The sequence below is a fragment of the Pseudomonas sp. 2822-17 genome, assembly GCF_002742485.1.
Classification (GTDB): domain Bacteria; phylum Pseudomonadota; class Gammaproteobacteria; order Pseudomonadales; family Pseudomonadaceae; genus Aquipseudomonas; species Aquipseudomonas cyclaminis.
The window spans coordinates 684,411-703,885 of the sequence record NZ_LJRZ01000500.1; the positions used below are offsets into that span (position 1 = coordinate 684,411).

The 19,475-nt window shown below is 59.8% G+C and carries 17 protein-coding genes; 7 read left to right on the plus strand and 10 right to left on the minus strand.

Annotated features, from left to right (window positions below):
- A complete protein-coding gene (gene gyrB / locus AOA60_RS21615; protein ID WP_099586141.1) occupies positions 1-2,418 on the plus strand; it encodes a DNA topoisomerase (ATP-hydrolyzing) subunit B in 2,418 nt (805 codons plus the stop codon).
- A 105-nt stretch (positions 2,419-2,523) separates the two neighbouring features.
- On the opposite strand, the gene AOA60_RS21620 is transcribed toward gyrB, so the two are convergent.
- The gene (locus AOA60_RS21620) at positions 2,524-3,246 is read right to left on the minus strand and encodes a response regulator transcription factor (RefSeq protein ID WP_099586142.1); all 723 of its coding nucleotides are present in this window, start codon (positions 3,244-3,246) and stop codon (positions 2,524-2,526) included.
- A gap of 377 nt (positions 3,247-3,623) precedes the next feature.
- Here AOA60_RS21620 and AOA60_RS21625 point away from each other — a divergent pair, with 377 nt between their 5' ends.
- Complete coding sequence (locus AOA60_RS21625) at positions 3,624-5,906, plus strand: CHASE2 domain-containing protein (protein ID WP_099586143.1); 2,283 nt, start codon at positions 3,624-3,626, stop codon at positions 5,904-5,906.
- A 179-nt stretch (positions 5,907-6,085) separates the two neighbouring features.
- Here the strand turns inward: AOA60_RS21625 and AOA60_RS21630 are convergent, their stop codons facing one another.
- From AOA60_RS21630 to glyQ, 4 genes are all read right to left on the minus strand, one after another.
- Positions 6,086-6,856, minus strand: a complete 771-nt coding sequence (locus AOA60_RS21630; protein WP_017528685.1) for a 1-acyl-sn-glycerol-3-phosphate acyltransferase — start codon at positions 6,854-6,856, stop codon at positions 6,086-6,088.
- A gap of 83 nt (positions 6,857-6,939) precedes the next feature.
- Complete coding sequence (gene gmhB / locus AOA60_RS21635) at positions 6,940-7,476, minus strand: D-glycero-beta-D-manno-heptose 1,7-bisphosphate 7-phosphatase (protein ID WP_178075384.1); 537 nt, start codon at positions 7,474-7,476, stop codon at positions 6,940-6,942.
- A gap of 2 nt (positions 7,477-7,478) precedes the next feature.
- The gene (gene glyS / locus AOA60_RS21640) at positions 7,479-9,533 is read right to left on the minus strand and encodes a glycine--tRNA ligase subunit beta (protein WP_099586144.1); all 2,055 of its coding nucleotides are present in this window, start codon (positions 9,531-9,533) and stop codon (positions 7,479-7,481) included.
- Entirely contained in the window at positions 9,530-10,483 is a 954-nt protein-coding gene (gene glyQ, locus AOA60_RS21645) for a glycine--tRNA ligase subunit alpha (protein ID WP_003213601.1), read from the minus strand. Before glyQ ends, glyS begins: the two co-directional genes overlap by 4 nt.
- Positions 10,484-10,564: 81 nt before the next feature.
- Between glyQ and AOA60_RS21650 the strand changes: the two genes are divergently transcribed.
- A complete protein-coding gene (locus AOA60_RS21650; protein ID WP_099586145.1) occupies positions 10,565-11,122 on the plus strand; it encodes a DNA-3-methyladenine glycosylase I in 558 nt (185 codons plus the stop codon).
- Between the two features lie 40 nt (positions 11,123-11,162).
- On the plus strand, positions 11,163-12,050 hold the full coding sequence (locus AOA60_RS21655) for a lysophospholipid acyltransferase (protein WP_099586146.1): 888 nt from the start codon (positions 11,163-11,165) through the stop codon (positions 12,048-12,050).
- A gap of 135 nt (positions 12,051-12,185) precedes the next feature.
- Here AOA60_RS21655 and AOA60_RS21660 read toward each other — a convergent pair whose 3' ends face one another.
- The 5 genes from AOA60_RS21660 to def all read right to left on the minus strand — a co-directional run bounded on the left by AOA60_RS21660 (position 12,186) and on the right by def (position 16,749).
- Positions 12,186-12,497: a lipopolysaccharide assembly protein LapB gene (locus AOA60_RS21660; protein WP_099586147.1), complete on the minus strand. Its 312-nt coding sequence runs from the start codon at positions 12,495-12,497 to the stop codon at positions 12,186-12,188.
- Between the two features lie 18 nt (positions 12,498-12,515).
- Entirely contained in the window at positions 12,516-13,889 is a 1,374-nt protein-coding gene (trkA, locus tag AOA60_RS21665) for a Trk system potassium transporter TrkA (RefSeq protein WP_099586148.1), read from the minus strand.
- Positions 13,890-13,912: 23 nt separating this feature from the next.
- Positions 13,913-15,223 carry a 16S rRNA (cytosine(967)-C(5))-methyltransferase RsmB gene (gene rsmB, locus AOA60_RS21670; protein WP_099586149.1) on the minus strand — a complete coding sequence of 437 codons (1,311 nt, stop codon included), beginning with the start codon at positions 15,221-15,223 and terminating at the stop codon, positions 13,913-13,915.
- Entirely contained in the window at positions 15,220-16,173 is a 954-nt protein-coding gene (fmt, locus tag AOA60_RS21675; protein ID WP_099586150.1) for a methionyl-tRNA formyltransferase, read from the minus strand. The genes rsmB and fmt overlap by 4 nt, the downstream gene beginning before the upstream one ends.
- A gap of 69 nt (positions 16,174-16,242) precedes the next feature.
- Entirely contained in the window at positions 16,243-16,749 is a 507-nt protein-coding gene (gene def / locus AOA60_RS21680; protein WP_099586151.1) for a peptide deformylase, read from the minus strand.
- A gap of 135 nt (positions 16,750-16,884) precedes the next feature.
- On the opposite strand from def, the gene AOA60_RS21685 reads away from it, so the two are divergent.
- The 3 genes from AOA60_RS21685 to AOA60_RS21695 all read left to right on the plus strand — a co-directional run bounded on the left by AOA60_RS21685 (position 16,885) and on the right by AOA60_RS21695 (position 19,422).
- Positions 16,885-17,652, plus strand: a complete 768-nt coding sequence (locus tag AOA60_RS21685) for a peptidoglycan-binding protein (protein ID WP_099586152.1) — start codon at positions 16,885-16,887, stop codon at positions 17,650-17,652.
- A gap of 63 nt (positions 17,653-17,715) precedes the next feature.
- Positions 17,716-18,810, plus strand: a complete 1,095-nt coding sequence (gene dprA, locus AOA60_RS21690) for a DNA-processing protein DprA (RefSeq protein ID WP_099586153.1) — start codon at positions 17,716-17,718, stop codon at positions 18,808-18,810.
- Between the two features lie 54 nt (positions 18,811-18,864).
- The gene (locus AOA60_RS21695; protein ID WP_099586154.1) at positions 18,865-19,422 is read left to right on the plus strand and encodes an L-threonylcarbamoyladenylate synthase; all 558 of its coding nucleotides are present in this window, start codon (positions 18,865-18,867) and stop codon (positions 19,420-19,422) included.
- Positions 19,423-19,475: the final 53 nt, after the last annotated feature.

Here is a 19,475-nt window from a genome sequence, read left to right on the forward strand (position 1 = left end):
ATGAGCGAAGAAAACACGTACGACTCGACCAGCATTAAAGTGCTGAAAGGTTTGGATGCCGTACGCAAACGTCCCGGTATGTACATTGGCGACACTGATGACGGTAGCGGTCTGCACCACATGGTGTTCGAGGTGGTCGACAACTCCATCGACGAAGCTTTGGCCGGTCACTGCGACGACATCAGCATCATCATCCACCCGGATGAATCCATTACCGTGCGCGACAACGGTCGTGGCATTCCGGTAGATGTGCACAAAGAAGAAGGCGTTTCGGCGGCAGAGGTCATCATGACCGTGCTCCACGCTGGCGGTAAGTTCGACGATAACTCCTATAAAGTATCCGGCGGTTTGCACGGTGTAGGTGTTTCGGTAGTGAACGCGCTGTCCGAAGAGTTGATCCTGACCGTCCGCCGTAGCGGAAAGATCTGGGAACAGACTTACGTCCACGGCGTTCCACAGGAGCCGATGAAAATCGTCGGCGACAGTGAATCGACCGGCACGCAGATTCACTTCAAGCCATCGGCTGAAACTTTCAAGAATATCCACTTCAGCTGGGACATTCTGGCCAAGCGTATCCGTGAACTGTCCTTCCTCAATTCCGGTGTGGGTATCGTCCTCAAAGACGAGCGCAGCGGAAAGGAAGAGCTGTTCAAGTACGAAGGCGGTCTGCGGGCATTCGTTGAATACCTGAACACCAACAAGACTGCGGTCAACCAGGTGTTCCACTTCAACATCCAGCGTGAAGACGGCATCGGCGTAGAAATCGCCCTGCAGTGGAACGACAGCTTCAACGAGAACCTGTTGTGCTTCACCAACAACATTCCACAGCGCGACGGCGGTACTCACCTGGTGGGTTTCCGTTCCGCACTGACGCGCAACCTGAACACCTACATCGAAGCCGAAGGCTTGGCCAAGAAGCATAAAGTCGCCACCACGGGTGACGATGCACGCGAAGGCCTGACCGCGATCATCTCGGTAAAAGTGCCGGATCCCAAGTTCAGCTCCCAGACTAAAGACAAGCTGGTGTCTTCCGAAGTGAAGACAGCTGTGGAACAGGAGATGGGTAAGTACTTCTCCGACTTCCTGCTGGAGAATCCGAACGAAGCCAAGTTGGTCGTCGGTAAGATGATCGATGCCGCGCGTGCCCGTGAAGCCGCACGTAAGGCTCGTGAGATGACCCGCCGCAAAGGCGCGCTGGATATCGCCGGCCTGCCGGGGAAACTGGCTGACTGCCAGGAGAAGGACCCTGCCCTCTCCGAACTGTACTTGGTGGAAGGTGACTCTGCTGGCGGTTCCGCCAAGCAGGGTCGTAACCGTCGCACCCAGGCCATTCTTCCGTTAAAGGGCAAGATCCTCAACGTTGAAAAGGCCCGCTTTGACAAGATGATTTCCTCCCAGGAAGTCGGCACCTTGATCACGGCGCTGGGCTGCGGTATCGGCCGCGATGAATACAACATCGACAAGCTGCGCTATCACAACATCATCATCATGACCGATGCTGACGTCGACGGTTCGCACATCCGTACCCTGCTGCTGACCTTCTTCTTCCGTCAGTTGCCGGAGTTGATCGAGCGCGGCTACATCTACATCGCCCAGCCACCGTTGTACAAAGTGAAAAAGGGTAAGCAAGAGCAATACATCAAAGACGACGACGCCATGGAAGAGTACATGACGCAGTCGGCTCTGGAAGATGCGAGCCTGCACTTGAACGATGAAGCCCCGGGTATTTCCGGCGAAGCATTGGAGCGTCTGGTTAACGACTTCCGCATGGTGATGAAGACCCTCAAGCGCCTGTCGCGCCTGTACCCTCAGGAGCTGACCGAGCACTTCATTTACCTTCCGGCCATCACCCTGGAACAGTTGGGCGATCATGCACACATGCAGGATTGGCTGGCCCAGTACGAAGTACGTCTGCGCACCGTCGAGAAGTCTGGCCTGGTGTACAAAGCCAGTCTGCGTGAAGACCGTGAACGTAACGTGTGGCTGCCAGAGGTTGAACTGATCTCCCACGGCCTGTCGAACTACGTCACCTTCAACCGCGACTTCTTCGGCAGCAACGACTACAAGACCGTGGTTACCTTGGGTGCCCAACTCAGCACCCTGTTGGACGACGGCGCTTACATTCAGCGTGGCGAGCGTAAGAAAGCAGTCAAGGAGTTCAAAGAGGCTCTGGACTGGTTGATGGCCGAAAGCACCAAACGTCACACCATCCAGCGATACAAAGGTCTGGGCGAGATGAACCCGGATCAACTGTGGGAAACCACCATGGACCCTGCCCAGCGTCGCATGCTGCGCGTGACCATCGAAGACGCCATTGGTGCGGATCAGATCTTCAACACCCTGATGGGTGATGCGGTCGAGCCTCGCCGTGACTTCATCGAAAGCAACGCTCTGGCAGTGTCTAACCTGGACTTCTGATCCAGGCGGGACCCGCAAAACAAAAAGGCCAACGTTATGCGTTGGCCTTTTTTATTACGTGGAAATCAGTATTTTTTGAATGCTCCACGTGGAACATCACCCTTTTCAACCATGGGAAGCAGTCGCCACGCTCTCCAACCGGTACCCATACCCATAAATCGTCAACAGCTGCCAACCTCTATCAGCGGTAAGGCCGAGCTTGTTGCGCAGTCGATAGATATGCGTATCCAATGGCCGTGAGGACACCATTTCTTCATGGGTCCAGAACCGCTCATAAAGGTACTCGCGAGACAACGGTCGCGCTAAGTTGGCGAACAAGCAACTCGCCAGGCGGTATTCGCGTTCAGTAAGGTTGATCGGTTTTCCCGCGCGGGTGACGGTCAACTCGGCGTCGTCGAAGGTCAGATCGTTGAAACTTTGTACTTCCTGGGTCGCCGACTTCTGCAGGCCATGGCGACGTAGAACGGCGGTAACCCGAGCCTTGAGTTCGTTGGGACGAAAGGGTTTGCTGACGTAGTCATCGGCGCCACTGTTCAACGCGGTGACGATATCGCTTTCAGCATCCCTGCTGGTGAGCATGATCACGGCGGGTGGCGACTCCATGTGCTCACGGGTCCAGCGCAGCAACGCAATGCCGGTGATATCGGGCAGTTGCCAATCGAGTATCAGCAGGTCAAAGGTTTCCCGCCGCAACTGACGTAGCAGGTCCTCACCACGCTCGAAGCAATGCAGGGTCCAGGGCTGTTCGGCGGTGCTGGGGATTTGTCGCAGTGTCTGTTCCACCCTTCGCAATTCAGCGGGTTCGTCATCCAGTATTGCGACACGCATGGGTGGGTCCTTTCATTTTGAAGAGTACGGCAGTCGTAGTGAGGGCACGTACTGCGCAGATGCCAGCCATCGAATCTGAAGAATTGTGCGCAGATTCGTTAGCCCCTTGGATCTCTCGGTAGGCTGGGTTCAATGAGTGATCAACCCAGTTAAAGTCCTCGGTACCGATGTGGGAAAGATACCGGCTCCAGGCCGTAAGGAAAAGGATCAGCCGACGCGTGCGCTGTCGTAGACTTCTGTGCCCCGATGGTAGATACCTTGATGCTTCTACCTTTATGAGCCTCACGCTGGAAAACTTTTCCACTGCCGCGAAAATGAGCTTCACTGGGCTCTATGCCACTTCCTTTCGTATGCCAACAACAGGGACACGCTGATCAATGATGCTCTGGGGCAAGGCTGAAAAACGTCAACCCACCCATGCCCAACGGCTGTTCCACGGTTTGGTTCGTGAGTGGTTGTGGATCGGTTTGCTGTTGTTGCCGATCACGGCGTACCTTTCGACGAGCGCTGGCCTGGCGTTGAACAATCCGCTGTACGACAGCCTTCGCCGTCTGACGCCGCTGCCGGTGGACCCACGTATCTTATTGGTGACCATCGATGACGCCAGCTTGAAAAAGCTCGGGCAGTGGCCTTGGCCCCGTAGTTTGCACGCCGACCTGATCGACCGCCTGAGTGCTGCACAACCCACCGCCATCCTGTTCGACGTGATATTCAGCGATCCTGCCGATCTCGCTACTGACAAACGCTTGGCCGACGCGGTGTGCAACGCCGGCAACGTATTGTTGCCCCTGGCGCGTGATGATTCTGCCAGCGATAGCCAGCCCAGAGGAGAACTGCAGCCACTGCTTAAATGTGCCAAAGGCATAGGGCATATCAACGTGGAAGCGGACAGCGATGGCGTGGTGCGCAGGCTGTATTTGCGCGAGGGCCCACCCGATGCCACGGCGCCTCAGTTGGCATGGCTAGCGTTCACGATGAGTGGCCAACCCTCAGAGATGCCAGGTGAGCCTCGCGATTCGAACTCCCAGGGCTGGCATCAGGAACATGCAGTTCGCATCCCGTATATCGACCCCGACAGCCGTTTTCCGAGTGTGTCTTATGTCAGCGTATTACGCGGCGAAGTCGCTCCTGAGCGGTTGCGTAACCGCCTTATTTTGGTAGGCGCCCCAGGTTCGGGCATGGGCGATCGTTTTGTCACACCGCTTTCCCCCATGATGGGCACTACAGCGGGTGTAGAGATCCAGGCCAACGTGCTCAACGGCCTACTGCAAGGACGTAGCGTCGTGGATCTGCCCCAATGGCTGTCAGCCGTGATGGCAACGTCCTGGGTGGCGCTGCTGCTGGGCCTGCTGCTCTATCGCCCACGCTATGCACTATGGATGACGCTGGGGTGTATGTTCACGGCCTTGCTCGGCTCATTTGCCCTATTGCGTTTGGGCTACTGGTGGTCGCCTGCGGCCTGCCTGATCGGTTTGCTGCTCAGCTACCTGATCTGGAACTGGCGGCGTCTGAGCGTGATCCTGGCCTACTTTGGCTGGGAGTTGGCGCGGTTGGATAACGAACCCAAAGTCTTGCCCGAACGCCGCCGAGCGCCGGCCAGCAAAGGTGATGTGTTGCAGGGGCGCATCTTTGCCCTGGAGCAAGCGGTGAGCCGCACGCGGGACACCCGGCGCTTTATGGCCGACGGCCTTGAGTGCCTGCCGGTGGCGACGCTGATCACGGACACCCAAGGCAATATATTGCTGGCTAACCGGATTGCCCGCGACGTGTTCGGTAATGATCTGGTCAACCAAAACCTGTTGGACCAGCTGGTTGATCTGGGTTATCCACCGCTGCACAACGGCGTGCGCCCTGCCCTTTCGGCATTGGAGTTGGTTGAGTTTCGGGATATCCACCAACGTAGCCTGCGCATGGAGCTTGCACCTCTGCTACCGGCCGAAGGGGATGTGGCGCTGGGTTGGCTGCTGAGCCTCACTGACCTCAGCAAGGAACGTGAGGCCCAGCAGCACCGAGAAACCATGTTGCGTTTCCTGTCCCATGATCTTCGTGCGCCGCACTCGGCGATTCTTGCACTGCTCGACGTACACAGCGCCGAGTCGCCAGTGTTTGCGCAGATAGAGCAGCAGGTACGCCGCGCCTTGAGCCTGACTGAATCTTTTGTTCAGTTGGCAAAAGCCGAGGCCGACGGTTACCACTTCCAGCCAACGCTGTTCGCCATGCTGGTTATGGATGCTTTTGACCAAGTGGCGCTGATCGCACAGCTCAAGGGCATTCACCTGGTCCACGATCTGGATGAGGCAGATGAGGGGATGGTGTCAGCCGATCAGTCGCTGCTCACCCGTGCGTTATTCAACGTGCTGGAGAACGCGATCAAATACTCGCCGTCCGGCACCACCGTCCGGTTGAGACACAGCAGCACGCAAGGCTGGTTGGAATGCCGGATCAGTGACCAGGGCCTGGGTATAGCTGCCGAAGATTTACCGGAGTTATTCAGCCAGTACAAACGCTTTGATTCAGCCCAAGGCAGCGATGGGTTGGGACTCGGGCTGACCATGGTCAAAGCGGTCGTGGAGCGTCATGGAGGACGTATCGAATGTGAAAGCAGTGTGGGCAAAGGCACCACATTCAGCCTGCAATTGCCCTTGCTGGACGAGTGCTAAAACGTGCTTTTGCGCTGTGCATAAAAAACCGGTCACAAGGACCGGTTTTTTTATGCGGAAAAAACTTATGCACGTTTTTAGGGATTTTTAGGTCTCTGGAAATATGTAAGTAAATCAGCTTGTTATGAAGCAAAAAAGCCAATTCGCCAACAATCCGTGCACAGGTTATCCACAGATGCTCATACCACCGGAGTGTCTACCACAACCGGCTCCGGCGGCAGGGAACCCATGGCCCGTTGCTGCGCTTCATTCCACGCCTGCGCGCGTTCATTCAGCGCGGCAATGGCGCGTGGGCCTTCGCCTTCTGCGTACATAGGTTCGCCAATCACCACGGTGATGGTGCCTTCGCGTTTTGCCCAACCAGTCTTCGGCCAGAACTTGCCGGCGTTATGCGCAATCGGCAACACCGGCAGATGGGCGTTGACCGCCAGGGCCGTACCACCTCGGGAGAATTTACCCACGGTGCCAAAGGGCACCCGCGTACCTTCCGGGAAGATCAGCACCCAAACGCCGTCCTTGAGCAGCTCGTCGCCCTTCTTGGCCACGTGCTTGAGCGCCGCCTTGGGGTTGTCACGGTCGATGGCGATCGGGCGCAACATGGCCATGGCCCAGCCAAAGAACGGTACGTACAGCAATTCGCGCTTGAGCACCTGGCTCAACGGCGAGAAGTACGCGGAGAGGAAGAACGTCTCCCAGGTGCTCTGATGGTTAGACAAAATCACGCAGGGCTGGTCCGGGACGTTTTCAGCGCCCTTGATCTCAAAACGGATGTTCAGGAACACCTTGGTCAGCCACAACGCGCAGCGGCACCAATAGACGTTGATAAAGCGATAGCGCGCCTTGAACGGCAGGAAGGGCGCAATAAAAAAGCTCAGGGTGCACCAGAGAAGCGAACTGGTGCCCAGCAGCAGGTAAAAGAAAAAGGTTCTGATGGCCTGCAAGATCGACATGGCGGCATTTACCGTTGCGGGACACGGCCCGCCTGTTGAAAAGCGCACTCCCGAACACTCCTTGGCCAGGATGTCGAGGGCGGCTAGTTGTTGATAAGTTCTGCGGCAACGGCCGCCAGATCGTCAAAAATCAAAGTGCCTACCGGCAGGTTTTTCGCCTGGGTCTTTTCGCCTTTCCCGGTCTTTACCAAAACTGGCTGAGAGTCGACGGCTTTGGCCGCCTCCAGGTCACCGAGGCTGTCCCCGACGAACCATATCCCAGCTAACGGCACCTTGTAATGTTCTGCAATGGTTTTCAACATGCCAGGCTTGGGTTTACGGCAATCGCAGCCCTCATCCGGCCCGTGGGGGCAGTACGTCACCAACCCCACCTCACCGCCCTGCTCCGCCACTAACGTGCGCAAGCGCGCGTGCATGGCGTCCAGGGTAGCGATGTCGTAGTAGCCACGGGCAATGCCGGACTGGTTGGTGGCAATCGCCACTGTCCAGCCGGCTTTGCTCAACTGCGCGATGGCCTCGATCGAACCGGGCAGCGGTATCCACTCCGCCACTGACTTGATGTAAGCGTCGGAGTCGTAGTTGATCACCCCGTCCCGATCGAGAATCAGCAGTTTCACCATGGTCAGCTCAGGGTCGAAATGTCGGCGATGTTGACGAACAAGCCGCGCAGACGCGCCAGCATGGCGTAGCGGTTTTTCCGCACGCCGGCATCTTCGGCATTGATCATCACCGCCTCGAAGAACGCATCCACCGGCTCACGCAAGGTGGCCAGGCGCGCCAGTGCTTCGGCGTAGTTACGCTCGGCGATCAGCGGCTTCACGGCGTTTTCTGCCTTGGCGATGGCCGAGTTCAGCGAGAACTCCTTGGCATCGGCAAACAGGCCAGGGTCGACATCGCCGTTGCCCAGGCCTTCGGCCTTGCTCAGCAGGTTCGACACGCGCTTGTTCACAGCGGCCAGGGCATCGGCTTCCGGCAATTTGCGGAAGGCCTGCACAGCTTGTACGCGCTGATCGAAGTCCAGCGCCGAACCCGGTTGCAGGGCACGTACCGACAGGTAGACGGAAACGTCCACGCCTTCGTCTTCGTAGCGCGCACGCAGGCGGTCGAACACAAACTCCAGCACTTGCTCGGCCAGGCCGGCTTGCTTGACCTTGGTACCGAACTGGCCGACCGCGAACACCACGGCTTGGGTCAGGTCGAGGTCGAGCTTCTTGTCGATCAGGATACGCAGCACACCCAGGGCTGCACGGCGCAGGGCATACGGGTCTTTGCTACCGGTAGGCAGCATGCCGATACCGAAGATACCCACCAGGGTATCCAGCTTGTCGGCGATGGCCACGGCCGCGCCGGTCAGGGTGGTTGGCAGCTCTGCACCGGCACCGCGTGGCATGTACTGCTCGTTCAGTGCCAGGGCAACGTCTTCGGCCTCGCCATCGTTGAGGGCGTAGTAGTAGCCGGCAACGCCTTGCATCTCAGGGAATTCGCCGACCATCTCGGTGGCCAGGTCGCACTTGGACAGCATACCGGCGCGGGCGGCCGAGGCCGCATCGCCGCCAATGCGGGGTGCGATATAGGCAGCGAGCTTGGAAACGCGCGCAGCCTTGTCGTAGACGCTGCCGAGCTTTTCCTGGAACACCACGTTTTGCAGGCGCAGGTTGAAGTCTTCAAGCTTCGACTTCTTGTCTTGCTTGAAGAAGAACTCGGCGTCGGTCAGGCGCGGGCGGACGACTTTCTCGTTACCGGCGATGATCTGCTGCGGGTCTTTGCTTTCGATGTTGGCCACGGTAATGAAGCGCGGCAGCAACTTGCCGTCCACATCCAGCAGGCAGAAGTACTTCTGGTTGTCCTGCATGGTGGTGATCAGGGCTTCTTGCGGCACGTCGAGGAAGCGTTCTTCGAACGAACACACCAGCGGCACTGGCCATTCAACCAGCGCGGTTACTTCGTCGAGCAGGCTTGGCGGCACGATGGCGGTGCCTTCCTGCAGGCGGGCCAGCTCTTCAGTGCGCTTGCTGATCAGCTCGCGACGCTCATTGGCATCGGCCAGCACGTAAGCGGCACGCAGGTCGGCGGCATAGTTCGCCGGCGAGGTGATGCGTACGGCTTCAGGATGATGGAAGCGGTGACCACGGGAATCGCGGCCAGCCTTCTGGGCGAGGATGGTGCAGTCGATGACCTGGTCACCGAGCAGCATCACCAGCCATTGGGTTGGGCGGACGAATTCTTCTTTGCGTGCACCCCAGCGCATGCGCTTGGGGATCGGCAGGTCGTTCAGGGAGTCTTCAACGATGGTCGGCAGCAGGCTGGCAGTCGGCTTGCCGGTGATGACCTGGCTGAAACGCAGTTTCGGACCGCTCTGATCGATCTCGCTCAGCTCCACGCCACACTTCTTGGCAAAACCAAGGGCGGCCTGGGTAGGGTTGCCTTCAGCGTCGAAAGCTGCCTGGCGCGGCGGGCCGTCGAGGTTGATGCTGCGGTCCGGTTGCTGGGTTTCCAGCGCGGTCAGCAACACGGCCAGGCGACGTGGCGCGGCGTAGACTTTCTTGGCTTCAAACTTCAGGCCGGCAGTCTGCAGGCCTTTTTCGATACCGGCCAAAAATGCGTCGGCCAGGGTGTTGAGGGCCTTGGGTGGCAGCTCTTCGGTGCCCAGTTCAACCAGGAAATCTTGAGCACTCATTGTGCAGCCTCCAGCTTAGCCAACACTTCATCACGCAGGTCCGGGGTGGCCATCGGGAAGCCCAGCTTGGCGCGAGCCAACAGGTAGGCTTGGGCGACGGAACGCGCCAGGGTGCGTACACGCAGGATGTATTGCTGGCGCGCGGTTACCGAAATGGCACGGCGGGCGTCCAGCAGGTTGAAGGTGTGGGATGCCTTCAGGACCATTTCATAGCTTGGCAACGGCAGCGGCTGGTCGAGTTCGATCAGGCGCTTGGCTTCGCTTTCATAGAAGTCGAACAGTTCGAACAGCTTCTCGACGTTGGCGTGTTCGAAGTTGTAGGTCGACTGCTCCACTTCGTTCTGGTGGAACACGTCGCCGTAGGTCACCTTGCCGAACGGGCCGTCCGCCCATACCAGGTCGTAGACCGAGTCCACGCCCTGCAGGTACATGGCCAAGCGTTCCAGGCCGTAGGTGATCTCGCCGGTCACCGGGTAGCACTCGATGCCGCCCGCTTGCTGGAAGTAAGTGAATTGCGTCACTTCCATGCCGTTGAGCCAGACTTCCCAGCCCAGGCCCCAGGCGCCCAGCGTCGGCGATTCCCAGTTGTCTTCGACGAAACGGATATCGTGGACCAGCGGGTCCAGGCCAACATGCTTGAGCGAGCCCAAGTACAGTTCCTGGAAGTTGTCCGGGTTCGGCTTCAATACCACCTGGAATTGGTAGTAGTGCTGCAGACGGTTCGGGTTTTCGCCGTAGCGGCCGTCAGTCGGGCGACGACTGGGCTGCACATAAGCGGCGTTCCAGGTTTCCGGGCCAATGGCCCGCAGGAAGGTAGCGGTGTGGAAAGTGCCGGCGCCTACTTCCATATCGTAGGGCTGAAGTACCACACAACCTTGCTCGGCCCAGTATTGCTGGAGGGCGAGGATCAAGTCTTGGAAGGTACGCACGGCTGGCGTAGGCTGGCTCACGAAATTCACCTGTTACTTGGGCTGCGATTTAAAGAGCGGGAGTATACCCGATTCGGCCGCGCCACCATCCCCTGGAGCCTTATGCCACGCTGCTTTTGGTGTTCTGAAGATCCGCTGTACATGGCTTATCACGATCAGGAGTGGGGAACGCCGCTGCGCGATGCGCAGGGCTTGTTCGAGTTGCTTTTACTCGAAGGGTTCCAGGCGGGCCTTTCCTGGATCACCGTTTTACGCAAACGCGAGCATTACCGAAAGGTCTTGTTTGGTTTTGATGCGCAGCGCCTGGCGCACTTGAGCGACGACGAGATCGAAGCGCTGATGCTCGACCCTGGTATCGTGCGCAACCGCCTCAAGCTCAACGCCACTCGCCGCAACGCCGCGGCCTGGCTGGCGCTGGAAGATCCGGTGGGCTTGCTCTGGTCGTTTGTCGGCGGCGTGCCCAAGGTCAATCACTTCAAGGATCGCAGCGAAGTCCCGGCGATCACCCCCGAGGCTGAAGCCATGAGCAAAGCCCTGAAAAAGGCCGGCTTCACCTTTGTCGGACCGACCATTTGCTACGCGTTCATGCAGGCCTCGGGCATGGTCATGGATCACACCCAGGACTGCGACCGTTACGCGGACTTGGTCAACGCCGGTTAGAATGCGTGCTTTGCGCACCACACACGAATGGGAGTGACCTGTGGAAAAGTTTAAAGGCGCCTTGCTGGTAGGCGCTCTTCGGTTGTTTGCCCTGCTGCCCTGGCGTGCCGTCCAGGCCGTCGGCACGGCGATTGGCTGGATCATGTGGAAAACCCCCAACCGCTCTCGCGAGACGGTGCGGATCAACCTCTCCAAATGTTTCCCGGACATGGACCCGGCCGCTCGCGAACGCCTGGTTGGCCAGAGCCTGATGGACATCGGTAAGTCCCTGACCGAAAGCGCCTGTGCCTGGATCTGGCCGGCGCAACGCTCCATCGACCTGGTGCGTGAAGTCGAAGGCCTCGAAGTGCTGCACGAAGCATTGGCCTCGGGCAAAGGCGTGGTCGGCATCACCAGCCACCTGGGTAACTGGGAGGTGTTGAACCACTTCTATTGCAACCAGTGCAAACCGATCATTTTCTATCGCCCGCCCAAGCTCAAGGCGGTGGATGAGTTGCTGCGCAAACAGCGCGTGCAGTTGGGCAACCGCGTGGCGGCGTCCACCAAGGAAGGCATTCTCAGTGTGATCAAGGAAGTGCGCAAAGGTGGCCAGGTGGGTATTCCCGCTGACCCGGAGCCGGCGGAATCGGCAGGGATCTTCGTGCCGTTCTTTGCCACCCAGGCGCTGACCAGCAAGTTCGTGCCAAACATGCTCGCGGGCCACAAGGCTGTTGGTGTGTTCCTGCACGCCCTGCGACTGCCGGACGGTTCTGGCTACAAAGTAATCCTCGAAGCGGCGCCGGAAGACATGTACAGCACCGACACGGCCACGTCCTGCGCGGCGATGAGCAAGGTGGTGGAGCGCTATGTCGGCGCCTACCCGAGCCAGTACATGTGGAGCATGAAACGCTTCAAGAAACGCCCGCCGGGTGAAGCGCGGTGGTACTGATTCACCGCTGATCTAAAGAACAACACAAACCAAATGTGGGAGGGGGCTTGCCCCCCGATTGCAGTCTGTCAGCTACTGATATTTGGCTGATACACCGCTATCGGGGGCAAGCCCCCTCCCACATTTGATTTGCGCTTAGGCTTGGCGGTCGAGTTTCTTCAGGAACACCGTCATTTCTTTTTCCGCCTGTTTGTCGCCATGGGCCTGGGCCGCTTCTATGCCCTTTTCCCATGCCAGCCGTGCGGCGGTCAGATCATTCAAGCCAAGTTGCGCCTTACCCAACAACTTCCACGCCGCTGAATACTTCGGATCAAACTCAACGCACTTGCGCAAATGCTCGGCCGCCTTGGCATTGTCCTTCAGATCCAGATAACCCTTGCCCAGCCCAAAGCGCAGCAGCGAATTATCCACACCCTTGGCGAGCATTTTTTCCAGGGATTCGAGCATGTCGGTCACTCCGGTTGATCAGAAAAAGCTCAAACCCACGTGGAACAACTTCTCCACATCGCGGATATGTTTTTTATCCACCAGGAACAGGATGACGTGGTCGCCGGTAGCGATCACTGTATCGTCGTGGGCAATGATCACTTCTTCATCGCGAATAATCGCGCCAATGGTGGTGCCCGGTGGCAGGCCAATATCGCGGATGGCCTTGCCGATCACTTTGCTCGACTTCGCATCGCCGTGTGCGATCGCTTCGATGGCTTCCGCCGCGCCACGGCGCAGGGAGTGCACGCTGACGATATCGCCACGGCGTACGTGGGCCAGCAAGGTGCCGATAGTCGCCAGTTGCGGGCTGATAGCGATGTCGATATCGCCGCCCTGGATCAAGTCGACATAAGCCGGGTTGTTGATGATGGTCATCACCTTCTTGGCCCCCAGCCGCTTGGCCAGCAGCGAGGACATGATGTTGGCTTCGTCATCGTTGGTCAGGGCCAGGAAGATGTCGGCGTCGGCGATGTTTTCTTCCATCAACAGGTCGCGGTCCGAGGCGCTGCCTTGCAGGACGACCGTGCTGTCGAGGGTGTCGGACAAATGCCGGCAGCGCGCCGAGTTCATCTCGATGATCTTCACTTGATAGCGGCTTTCGATGGCCTCGGCCAGGCGCTCACCGATCTGCCCGCCGCCGGCGATGACGATGCGTTTATAGTTTTCGTCAAGCCGGCGCATTTCGCTCATCACGGCGCGAATATTCGCTTTAGCCGCGATGAAAAACACTTCGTCGTCGGCCTCGATCACCGTATCGCCCTGGGGCAGGATCGGCCGGTCACGCCGGAAAATCGCTGCTACGCGGGTTTCCACATTGGGCATGTGTTCGCGCAGCTGGCGCAGCTGCTGGCCGACCAGTGGGCCGCCATAATAGGCCTTCACTGCGACCAACTGCGCTTTGCCGCCCGCGAAGTCGATCACCTGCAGGGCGCCCGGAATTTCGATCAGGCGCTTGATGTAGTGGGTCACCACCTGCTCCGGGCTGATCAGCACGTCGACCGGGATGGCGTCGTTATCGAACAGGCCGGCGCGGGTCAGGTAGGCGGCTTCGCGGACACGGGCGATCTTGGTCGGGGTGTGGAACAGAGTGTGGGCGACCTGGCACGCGACCATGTTGGTCTCGTCGCTGTTGGTCACGGCCACCAGCATGTCGGCATCGTCGGCCCCGGCCTGACGCAGCACCGTAGGAAACGACGCACGACCTTGTACGGTGCGGATGTCCAGGCGATCGCCCAAGTCGCGCAGGCGCTCAGCGTCAGTGTCCACCACGGTGATGTCATTGGCTTCGCTGGCCAAATGTTCCGCCAGTGTGCCGCCCACCTGCCCTGCCCCAAGGATGATGATTTTCATCCGGTCACTCCCTCAAAAACCATTCAGCCGCGTGCGGCGGCAATCTTGATCAGTTTGGCGTAGTAGAAGCCGTCGTGTCCGCCTTCTTGCGCGAGCAATTGGCGACCGTGCGGCTGCTTGATGCCAGCCGTCGTGGCGAGGTCCAGCTCCCGGGCGCCGCTGGTGCGGGCGAGGAAGGCTTCGATCACCTCGGTGTTTTCGGTAGGCAAGGTGGAGCAGGTGGCGTAGAGCAGGATGCCGCCGACTTCCAGGGTTGGCCACATGGCGTCCAGCAGCTCACCTTGCAGGGTGGCCAGGGCGACGATGTCGTCGGGTTGGCGGGTGAGCTTGATGTCCGGGTGTCGGCGGATCACGCCGGTGGCCGAGCATGGCGCGTCGAGCAGGATGCGCTGGAATGGTTTGCCGTCCCACCAGGTGGCGGTGTCGCGGCCGTCGGCGGCGATCAGGTCGGCACTCAGGCCCAGGCGTGCGAGGTTTTCTCGTACGCGCACCAGGCGCTTGGCTTCCAGGTCGACAGCGACGACACCGGCCAGGTCTTTTTCGACTTCCAGGATGTGACAGGTCTTGCCGCCCGGGGCGCAGCAGGCGTCGAGCACGCGTTGGCCGGGCGCCAGGTCGAGCAAATCGGCTGCCAATTGCGCGGCTTCGTCCTGCACGCTGATCCAACCCTCGGCAAAACCCGGCAGGCTGCGCACGTCAGTGGCGGCTTCAAGCACAATGCCATCGACGCTGTACACGCACGGCGTGGCGTTGATGCCCGCGTCTGTGAGCAATTGCAGGTAGGCGTCACGCGCGTGATGACGACGGTTGACCCGCAAAATCATCGGTGGATGCGCATTGTTGGCCGCGCAAATGGCTTCCCACTGCTCGGGCCAGAACGCCTTCAGGGATTTTTGCAGCCAGCGCGGGTGGGCGGTACGCACCACCGGGTCATGTTCCAGCTCTGCCAGCAGCGCTTCGCTTTCGCGCTGGGCGCGGCGCAGTACGGCATTGAGCAAGGCCTTGGCCCAGGGTTTTTTCAGCTTGTCGGCGCAACCGACGGTTTCACCGATGGCGGCATGGGCCGGCACGCGGGTGTAGAGCAACTGATAAAGCCCCACCAGCAGCAGCGCTTCGACGTCAGCATCGGCCGCCTTGAATGGCTTTTGCAGCAGCTTGGCCGCCAGCGCCGATAAGCGCGGCTGCCAACGGGCGGTGCCAAAGGCCAGGTCCTGGGTAAAGCCGCGATCGCGGTCCTCGACCTTATCCAACTGCGTCGGCAGTGAACTGTTCAGCGAAGCCTTGCCGTTGAGTACGGCGGCGAGAGCCTTGGCGGCGGCCAGACGTGGGTTCATTGCGCGGCCACCCCAAGTACGGTGCCCAGGGAAAATTTCTCACGACGGCTGTTGAACAAATCGCTGAAATTCAGCGCCTTGCCGCCGGGCAATTGCAGACGGGTCAGGCACAGGGCCTGCTCGCCACAGGCGACCAACAGGCCGTCTTTGCTGGCGCCAATGATTTCACCGGGTGTGCCTTTGCCGTCGGATAACGTGGCGGCCAACACTTTCAAGGCTTCGCCATTGAGGGTGCTGTGGCAGACCGGCCACGGGTTGAAGGCACGCACCAGGCGCTCCAGCTCCACGGCCGGACGGCTCCAGTCGATGCGCGCTTCGTCTTTGTTCAATTTGTGGGCGTAGGTGGCCAGGTTGTCGTCCTGCACTTCGCCTTCCAGGGTGCCGGCAGCGAGGCCAGCGATCGCTTGGATTACGGCGGGCGGGCCCATTTCGGCCAGGCGGTCGTGCAGGCTGCCGCCAGTGTCTGCGGCGGTGATCGGCGTCACCACTTTGAGCAGCATCGGGCCGGTGTCCAAACCCGCCTCCATGCGCATCACGGTTACACCGCTTTGAGCATCACCGGCTTGCACCGCGCGCTGGATTGGCGCCGCACCGCGCCAGCGTGGCAGCAGTGACGCATGACTGTTGATGCAGCCCAGGCGCGGGATATCCAGCACCACTTGCGGCAGGATCAAGCCGTAAGCCACCACCACCAGCAGGTCAGGCTTGAGCGCAGCCAGCTCGGCCTGTGCCTCGGCGTTGCGCAGGGTCGGCGGCTGCAGCACAGCAATGTTGTGCTCCAGCGCCAACTGCTTGACCGGGCTCGGCATCAGTTTTTGCCCGCGACCGGCCGGGCGATCCGGCTGGGTATACACCGCAATGACATCGTAAGGGCTGGCAAGCAGCGCCTTGAGGTGTTCGGCGGCGAATTCGGGGGTGCCAGCAAAAACAATGCGCAGTGGCTCGGTCATGGGAGGTCTCGGTTAAAAGCAGTCACAAAAGAAAAAGGCTTGCCGCAGCAAGCCTTTGGAAGGAGGGCATCAAGCTTGCTGGCGATGCTTTTTTTCCAGCTTCTTCTTGATCCGATCACGCTTGAGCGTGGACAGGTAATCGACAAACAACTTGCCGTTGAGGTGGTCGCATTCGTGTTGGATGCACACCGCCAGCAGGCCTTCGGCAATCAGCTCGAACGGCTTGCCGTCGCGGTCCAGGGCCTTGATCTTGACGCGCAGCGGGCGCTCGACGTTCTCGTAGAACTCCGGCACCGACAGGCAGCCTTCCTGGTATTCGCCCATCTCTTCGGTCAGCGGTTCGAACTCTGGGTTGATGTACACCATCGGTTCGCTGCGGTCTTCCGACAGGTCCATGACCACGATGCGCTGATGCACGTTGACCTGGGTGGCGGCAAGGCCGATACCCGGGGCTTCATACATTGTTTCAAACATGTCATCGACCAACTGACGAACCTTGTCGTCCACTACGGCCACCGGTTTGGCGATCGTGCGCAGGCGCGAGTCGGGGAATTCGAGGATGTTCAAAATAGCCATAAGCGTAATTGCTGCACATGTGAGGTAAAGGCAAATCGGCGGTGGGATGGACCCATACGGCCGGTGTGAAAGGCTTGAAAGCCGCGAAGGCTCTGGCATTTCACGCGAACGCACATAATAAAGGAGATTCACCCCATGAGGAAATCGCTACTCGTCTTGCTGCTGTGGGTTCCGTTTGCCGCAGCCCTGGTTCCCCAACCTGGCCCGCGTCTGGATCTACCGACGCAACAGGCCATCCAGCGCTTTTTATTGCACAACCGCATTCTGGATACGCCCCGGGATCTGGACACAGCGCCTTACATTGTCGCGGCCGAGGCCGGGCGCGTGCTGGGCACCCAGGGCGAGCGTGTGCACGCCAGGGGCGACCTGGACCCGGCCCAGCCGAGCTATGGGATCTTTCGCCGAGGCAAGGTCTATACCGACCCCCAGACCCAGGAACTGCTGGGTATCAATGCCGATGACATCGGTACTGCTCGTTTTGTGATGGCGGGGGACCTCAGCACTCTCGCCGTGCAACGGGCCACCCAGGAGGTGCGTCCTGGGGACCGTCTGCTCCGCGCGCAATTGCCCACGGCGCTGGAGCCTCAGAAATCAGCGCCTTTCATTGAAGGAAAAATCATCGATATCCCGAGGGGCGTGACCCAGATCGGCGTGCTGGACGCCGTCACCCTGAACAAGGGCCGGCGCGACGGGATGGTCGAGGGCCAATTGCTGGCCGTCATCAAAACCGGCGCCACCGTCCGTGACCCGCTAACCGGCGCCCCCACGAAGCTACCCGATGAGCGCGCCGGCACGCTGCTGGTGTTCCGCACCTACGAAAAACTCAGTTATGGCCTGGTTCTCAACGCCTCGCGCCCACTGGCCGTGATGGACCGTTTCGAGACTGCTGAGCAAACGCAATAAATAGCCTGCTAAATAAGTTACCAACAGAGTTATCCACAGCTTGTTCCGGTCAAGGATGATCAGATGTTTCCGATAAACCGCAGTGAAATTTCCCCGTCAGAACTGGAGGCCCGACTACGCTTGCACAGGCTGCCGGAGGTAGGGCCGAAGCGTTTCAGGTTGTTGATCGAAGCGTTCGGCTGCGCTTCAAAGGCTATCAGTGCACCGGCCAGTGCCTGGCGTGCGCTGGGGTTGCCCCCCGTCAGCGCCGACGCCCGGCGCAGTCCGCAAATCCGTGACGGCGCCAGTCAAGCATTGGCCTGGTTAGGGCGCCCGGCCCAGCATTTGCTGATGTGGGACCAACCGGAGTACCCCGCTCTGCTCGCCCAGATCGACGATGCGCCACCGCTGTTATTCGTCGCTGGCGACCCTTCAATCCTCGAAAAACCGCAACTGGCGATGGTCGGCAGCCGGCGCGCGTCGCGCCCTGGCATGGACACTGCCGCGGCGTTTTCTCGCAGTTTGGCCAGTGCCGGTTTTGTCATCACCAGTGGCCTTGCGTTGGGTATCGATGGCGCGGCGCATCAAGCGGCATTGGATGTGGGTGGACATACCATCGGCGTGCTTGGCACGGGCCTGGAAAATTTTTATCCACAGCGCCACCGGCGGCTCGCCGAGGCGATGATTGCCCAAGGCAGTGCCGTGGTGTCCGAGTTTCCGCTGGATGCCGGGCCCCAGGCGAACAACTTTCCTCGGCGCAATCGCATCATCAGTGGCCTGTCGTTGGGCGTACTGGTGGTGGAGGCCAGCGTGGCTAGTGGCTCGCTGATCACCGCGAAGCTGGCCGCCGAGCAGGGCCGTGAGGTGTACGCGATCCCTGGCTCCATCCATCACCCTGGGGCCAAGGGTTGTCATCAGTTGATCCGCGAGGGTGCGACGCTGGTGGAAACCATCGAGCACATCCTTGAAGGCTTGCGGGGCTGGCAGGCATTGTCGCGCCCCACGCCGATGCCGGTGACCCATCCGTTGGTGGCGTTGCTGCACGCGGCACCTCACACTAGCGAAGCCCTGGCGATTGCCAGCGGCCGACCTTTGTCCCAGGTGCTGGCGACCCTTACCGAGTTGGAACTGGAAGGCCTGGTCATCTGCGAAAGCGGGCGCTGGCTTGCACGCTGCTAGGTTTTGTAACGAAGATCGGTAAACTGCGCAGAGCTTTAGTCCGGAGAGTAAACAATGGTCAACAGGTGGCGTGTGCTGGAAGCCGCACGGGAAATTCGCGCAGGCGCGGTGATTGCCTATCCAACCGAGGCGGTCTGGGGCCTGGGTTGCGACCCTTGGAACGAAGAAGCGGTGGACCGGCTGCTGGCGATCAAGAATCGCTCGGTGGACAAGGGCCTGATCCTGGTTGCCGACAATATCCGACAGTTCGACTTCCTGTTCGAAGACTTCCCGGATACCTGGATCGACCGCATGGCCAGCACCTGGCCTGGGCCGAATACCTGGTTGGTGCCGCATCAGGATTTACTGCCGCAATGGGTTACCGGTGTGCATGACACCGTGGCGCTGCGGGTCAGCGATCACCCCTTGGTGCGTGATTTATGCGCGCAGGTGGGGCCGTTGATTTCCACCTCGGCCAACCCGCAAGGCCGCCCGGCTGCCCGCACGCGGATTCGTGTGGAGCAGTATTTCCGTGGCCAGGTTGACTTGGTGTTGGGTGGCGCCTTGGGCGGGCGCAAGAACCCCAGCCTGATTCGCAACCTGGCGACGGGTGAGGTGGTGCGGCCTTCCTGAGACCGCGTCGAATCGTCGAACCGCCCCTCCCACATTTGAACCGTGTCCGTCAT

Bases quoted from the DNA above. Each gene is read 5' to 3' on its own strand.
- gyrB (WP_099586141.1), top strand. From the start codon at position 1: ATGAGCGAAGAAAACACGTACGACTCGACCAGCATTAAAGTGCTGAAA.
- AOA60_RS21620 (WP_099586142.1), bottom strand. From the start codon at position 3,246: ATGCGTGTCGCAATACTGGATGACGAACCCGCTGAATTGCGAAGGGTG.
- AOA60_RS21625 (WP_099586143.1), top strand. From the start codon at position 3,624: ATGATGCTCTGGGGCAAGGCTGAAAAACGTCAACCCACCCATGCCCAA.
- AOA60_RS21630 (WP_017528685.1), bottom strand. From the start codon at position 6,856: ATGTCGATCTTGCAGGCCATCAGAACCTTTTTCTTTTACCTGCTGCTG.
- gmhB (WP_178075384.1), bottom strand. From the start codon at position 7,476: ATGGTGAAACTGCTGATTCTCGATCGGGACGGGGTGATCAACTACGAC.
- glyS (WP_099586144.1), bottom strand. From the start codon at position 9,533: ATGAGTGCTCAAGATTTCCTGGTTGAACTGGGCACCGAAGAGCTGCCA.
- AOA60_RS21650 (WP_099586145.1), top strand. From the start codon at position 10,565: ATGCCACGCTGCTTTTGGTGTTCTGAAGATCCGCTGTACATGGCTTAT.
- AOA60_RS21660 (WP_099586147.1), bottom strand. From the start codon at position 12,497: ATGCTCGAATCCCTGGAAAAAATGCTCGCCAAGGGTGTGGATAATTCG.
- trkA (WP_099586148.1), bottom strand. From the start codon at position 13,889: ATGAAAATCATCATCCTTGGGGCAGGGCAGGTGGGCGGCACACTGGCG.
- rsmB (WP_099586149.1), bottom strand. From the start codon at position 15,223: ATGAACCCACGTCTGGCCGCCGCCAAGGCTCTCGCCGCCGTACTCAAC.
- fmt (WP_099586150.1), bottom strand. From the start codon at position 16,173: ATGACCGAGCCACTGCGCATTGTTTTTGCTGGCACCCCCGAATTCGCC.
- def (WP_099586151.1), bottom strand. From the start codon at position 16,749: ATGGCTATTTTGAACATCCTCGAATTCCCCGACTCGCGCCTGCGCACG.
- AOA60_RS21685 (WP_099586152.1), top strand. From the start codon at position 16,885: ATGAGGAAATCGCTACTCGTCTTGCTGCTGTGGGTTCCGTTTGCCGCA.
- dprA (WP_099586153.1), top strand. From the start codon at position 17,716: ATGTTTCCGATAAACCGCAGTGAAATTTCCCCGTCAGAACTGGAGGCC.
- AOA60_RS21695 (WP_099586154.1), top strand. From the start codon at position 18,865: ATGGTCAACAGGTGGCGTGTGCTGGAAGCCGCACGGGAAATTCGCGCA.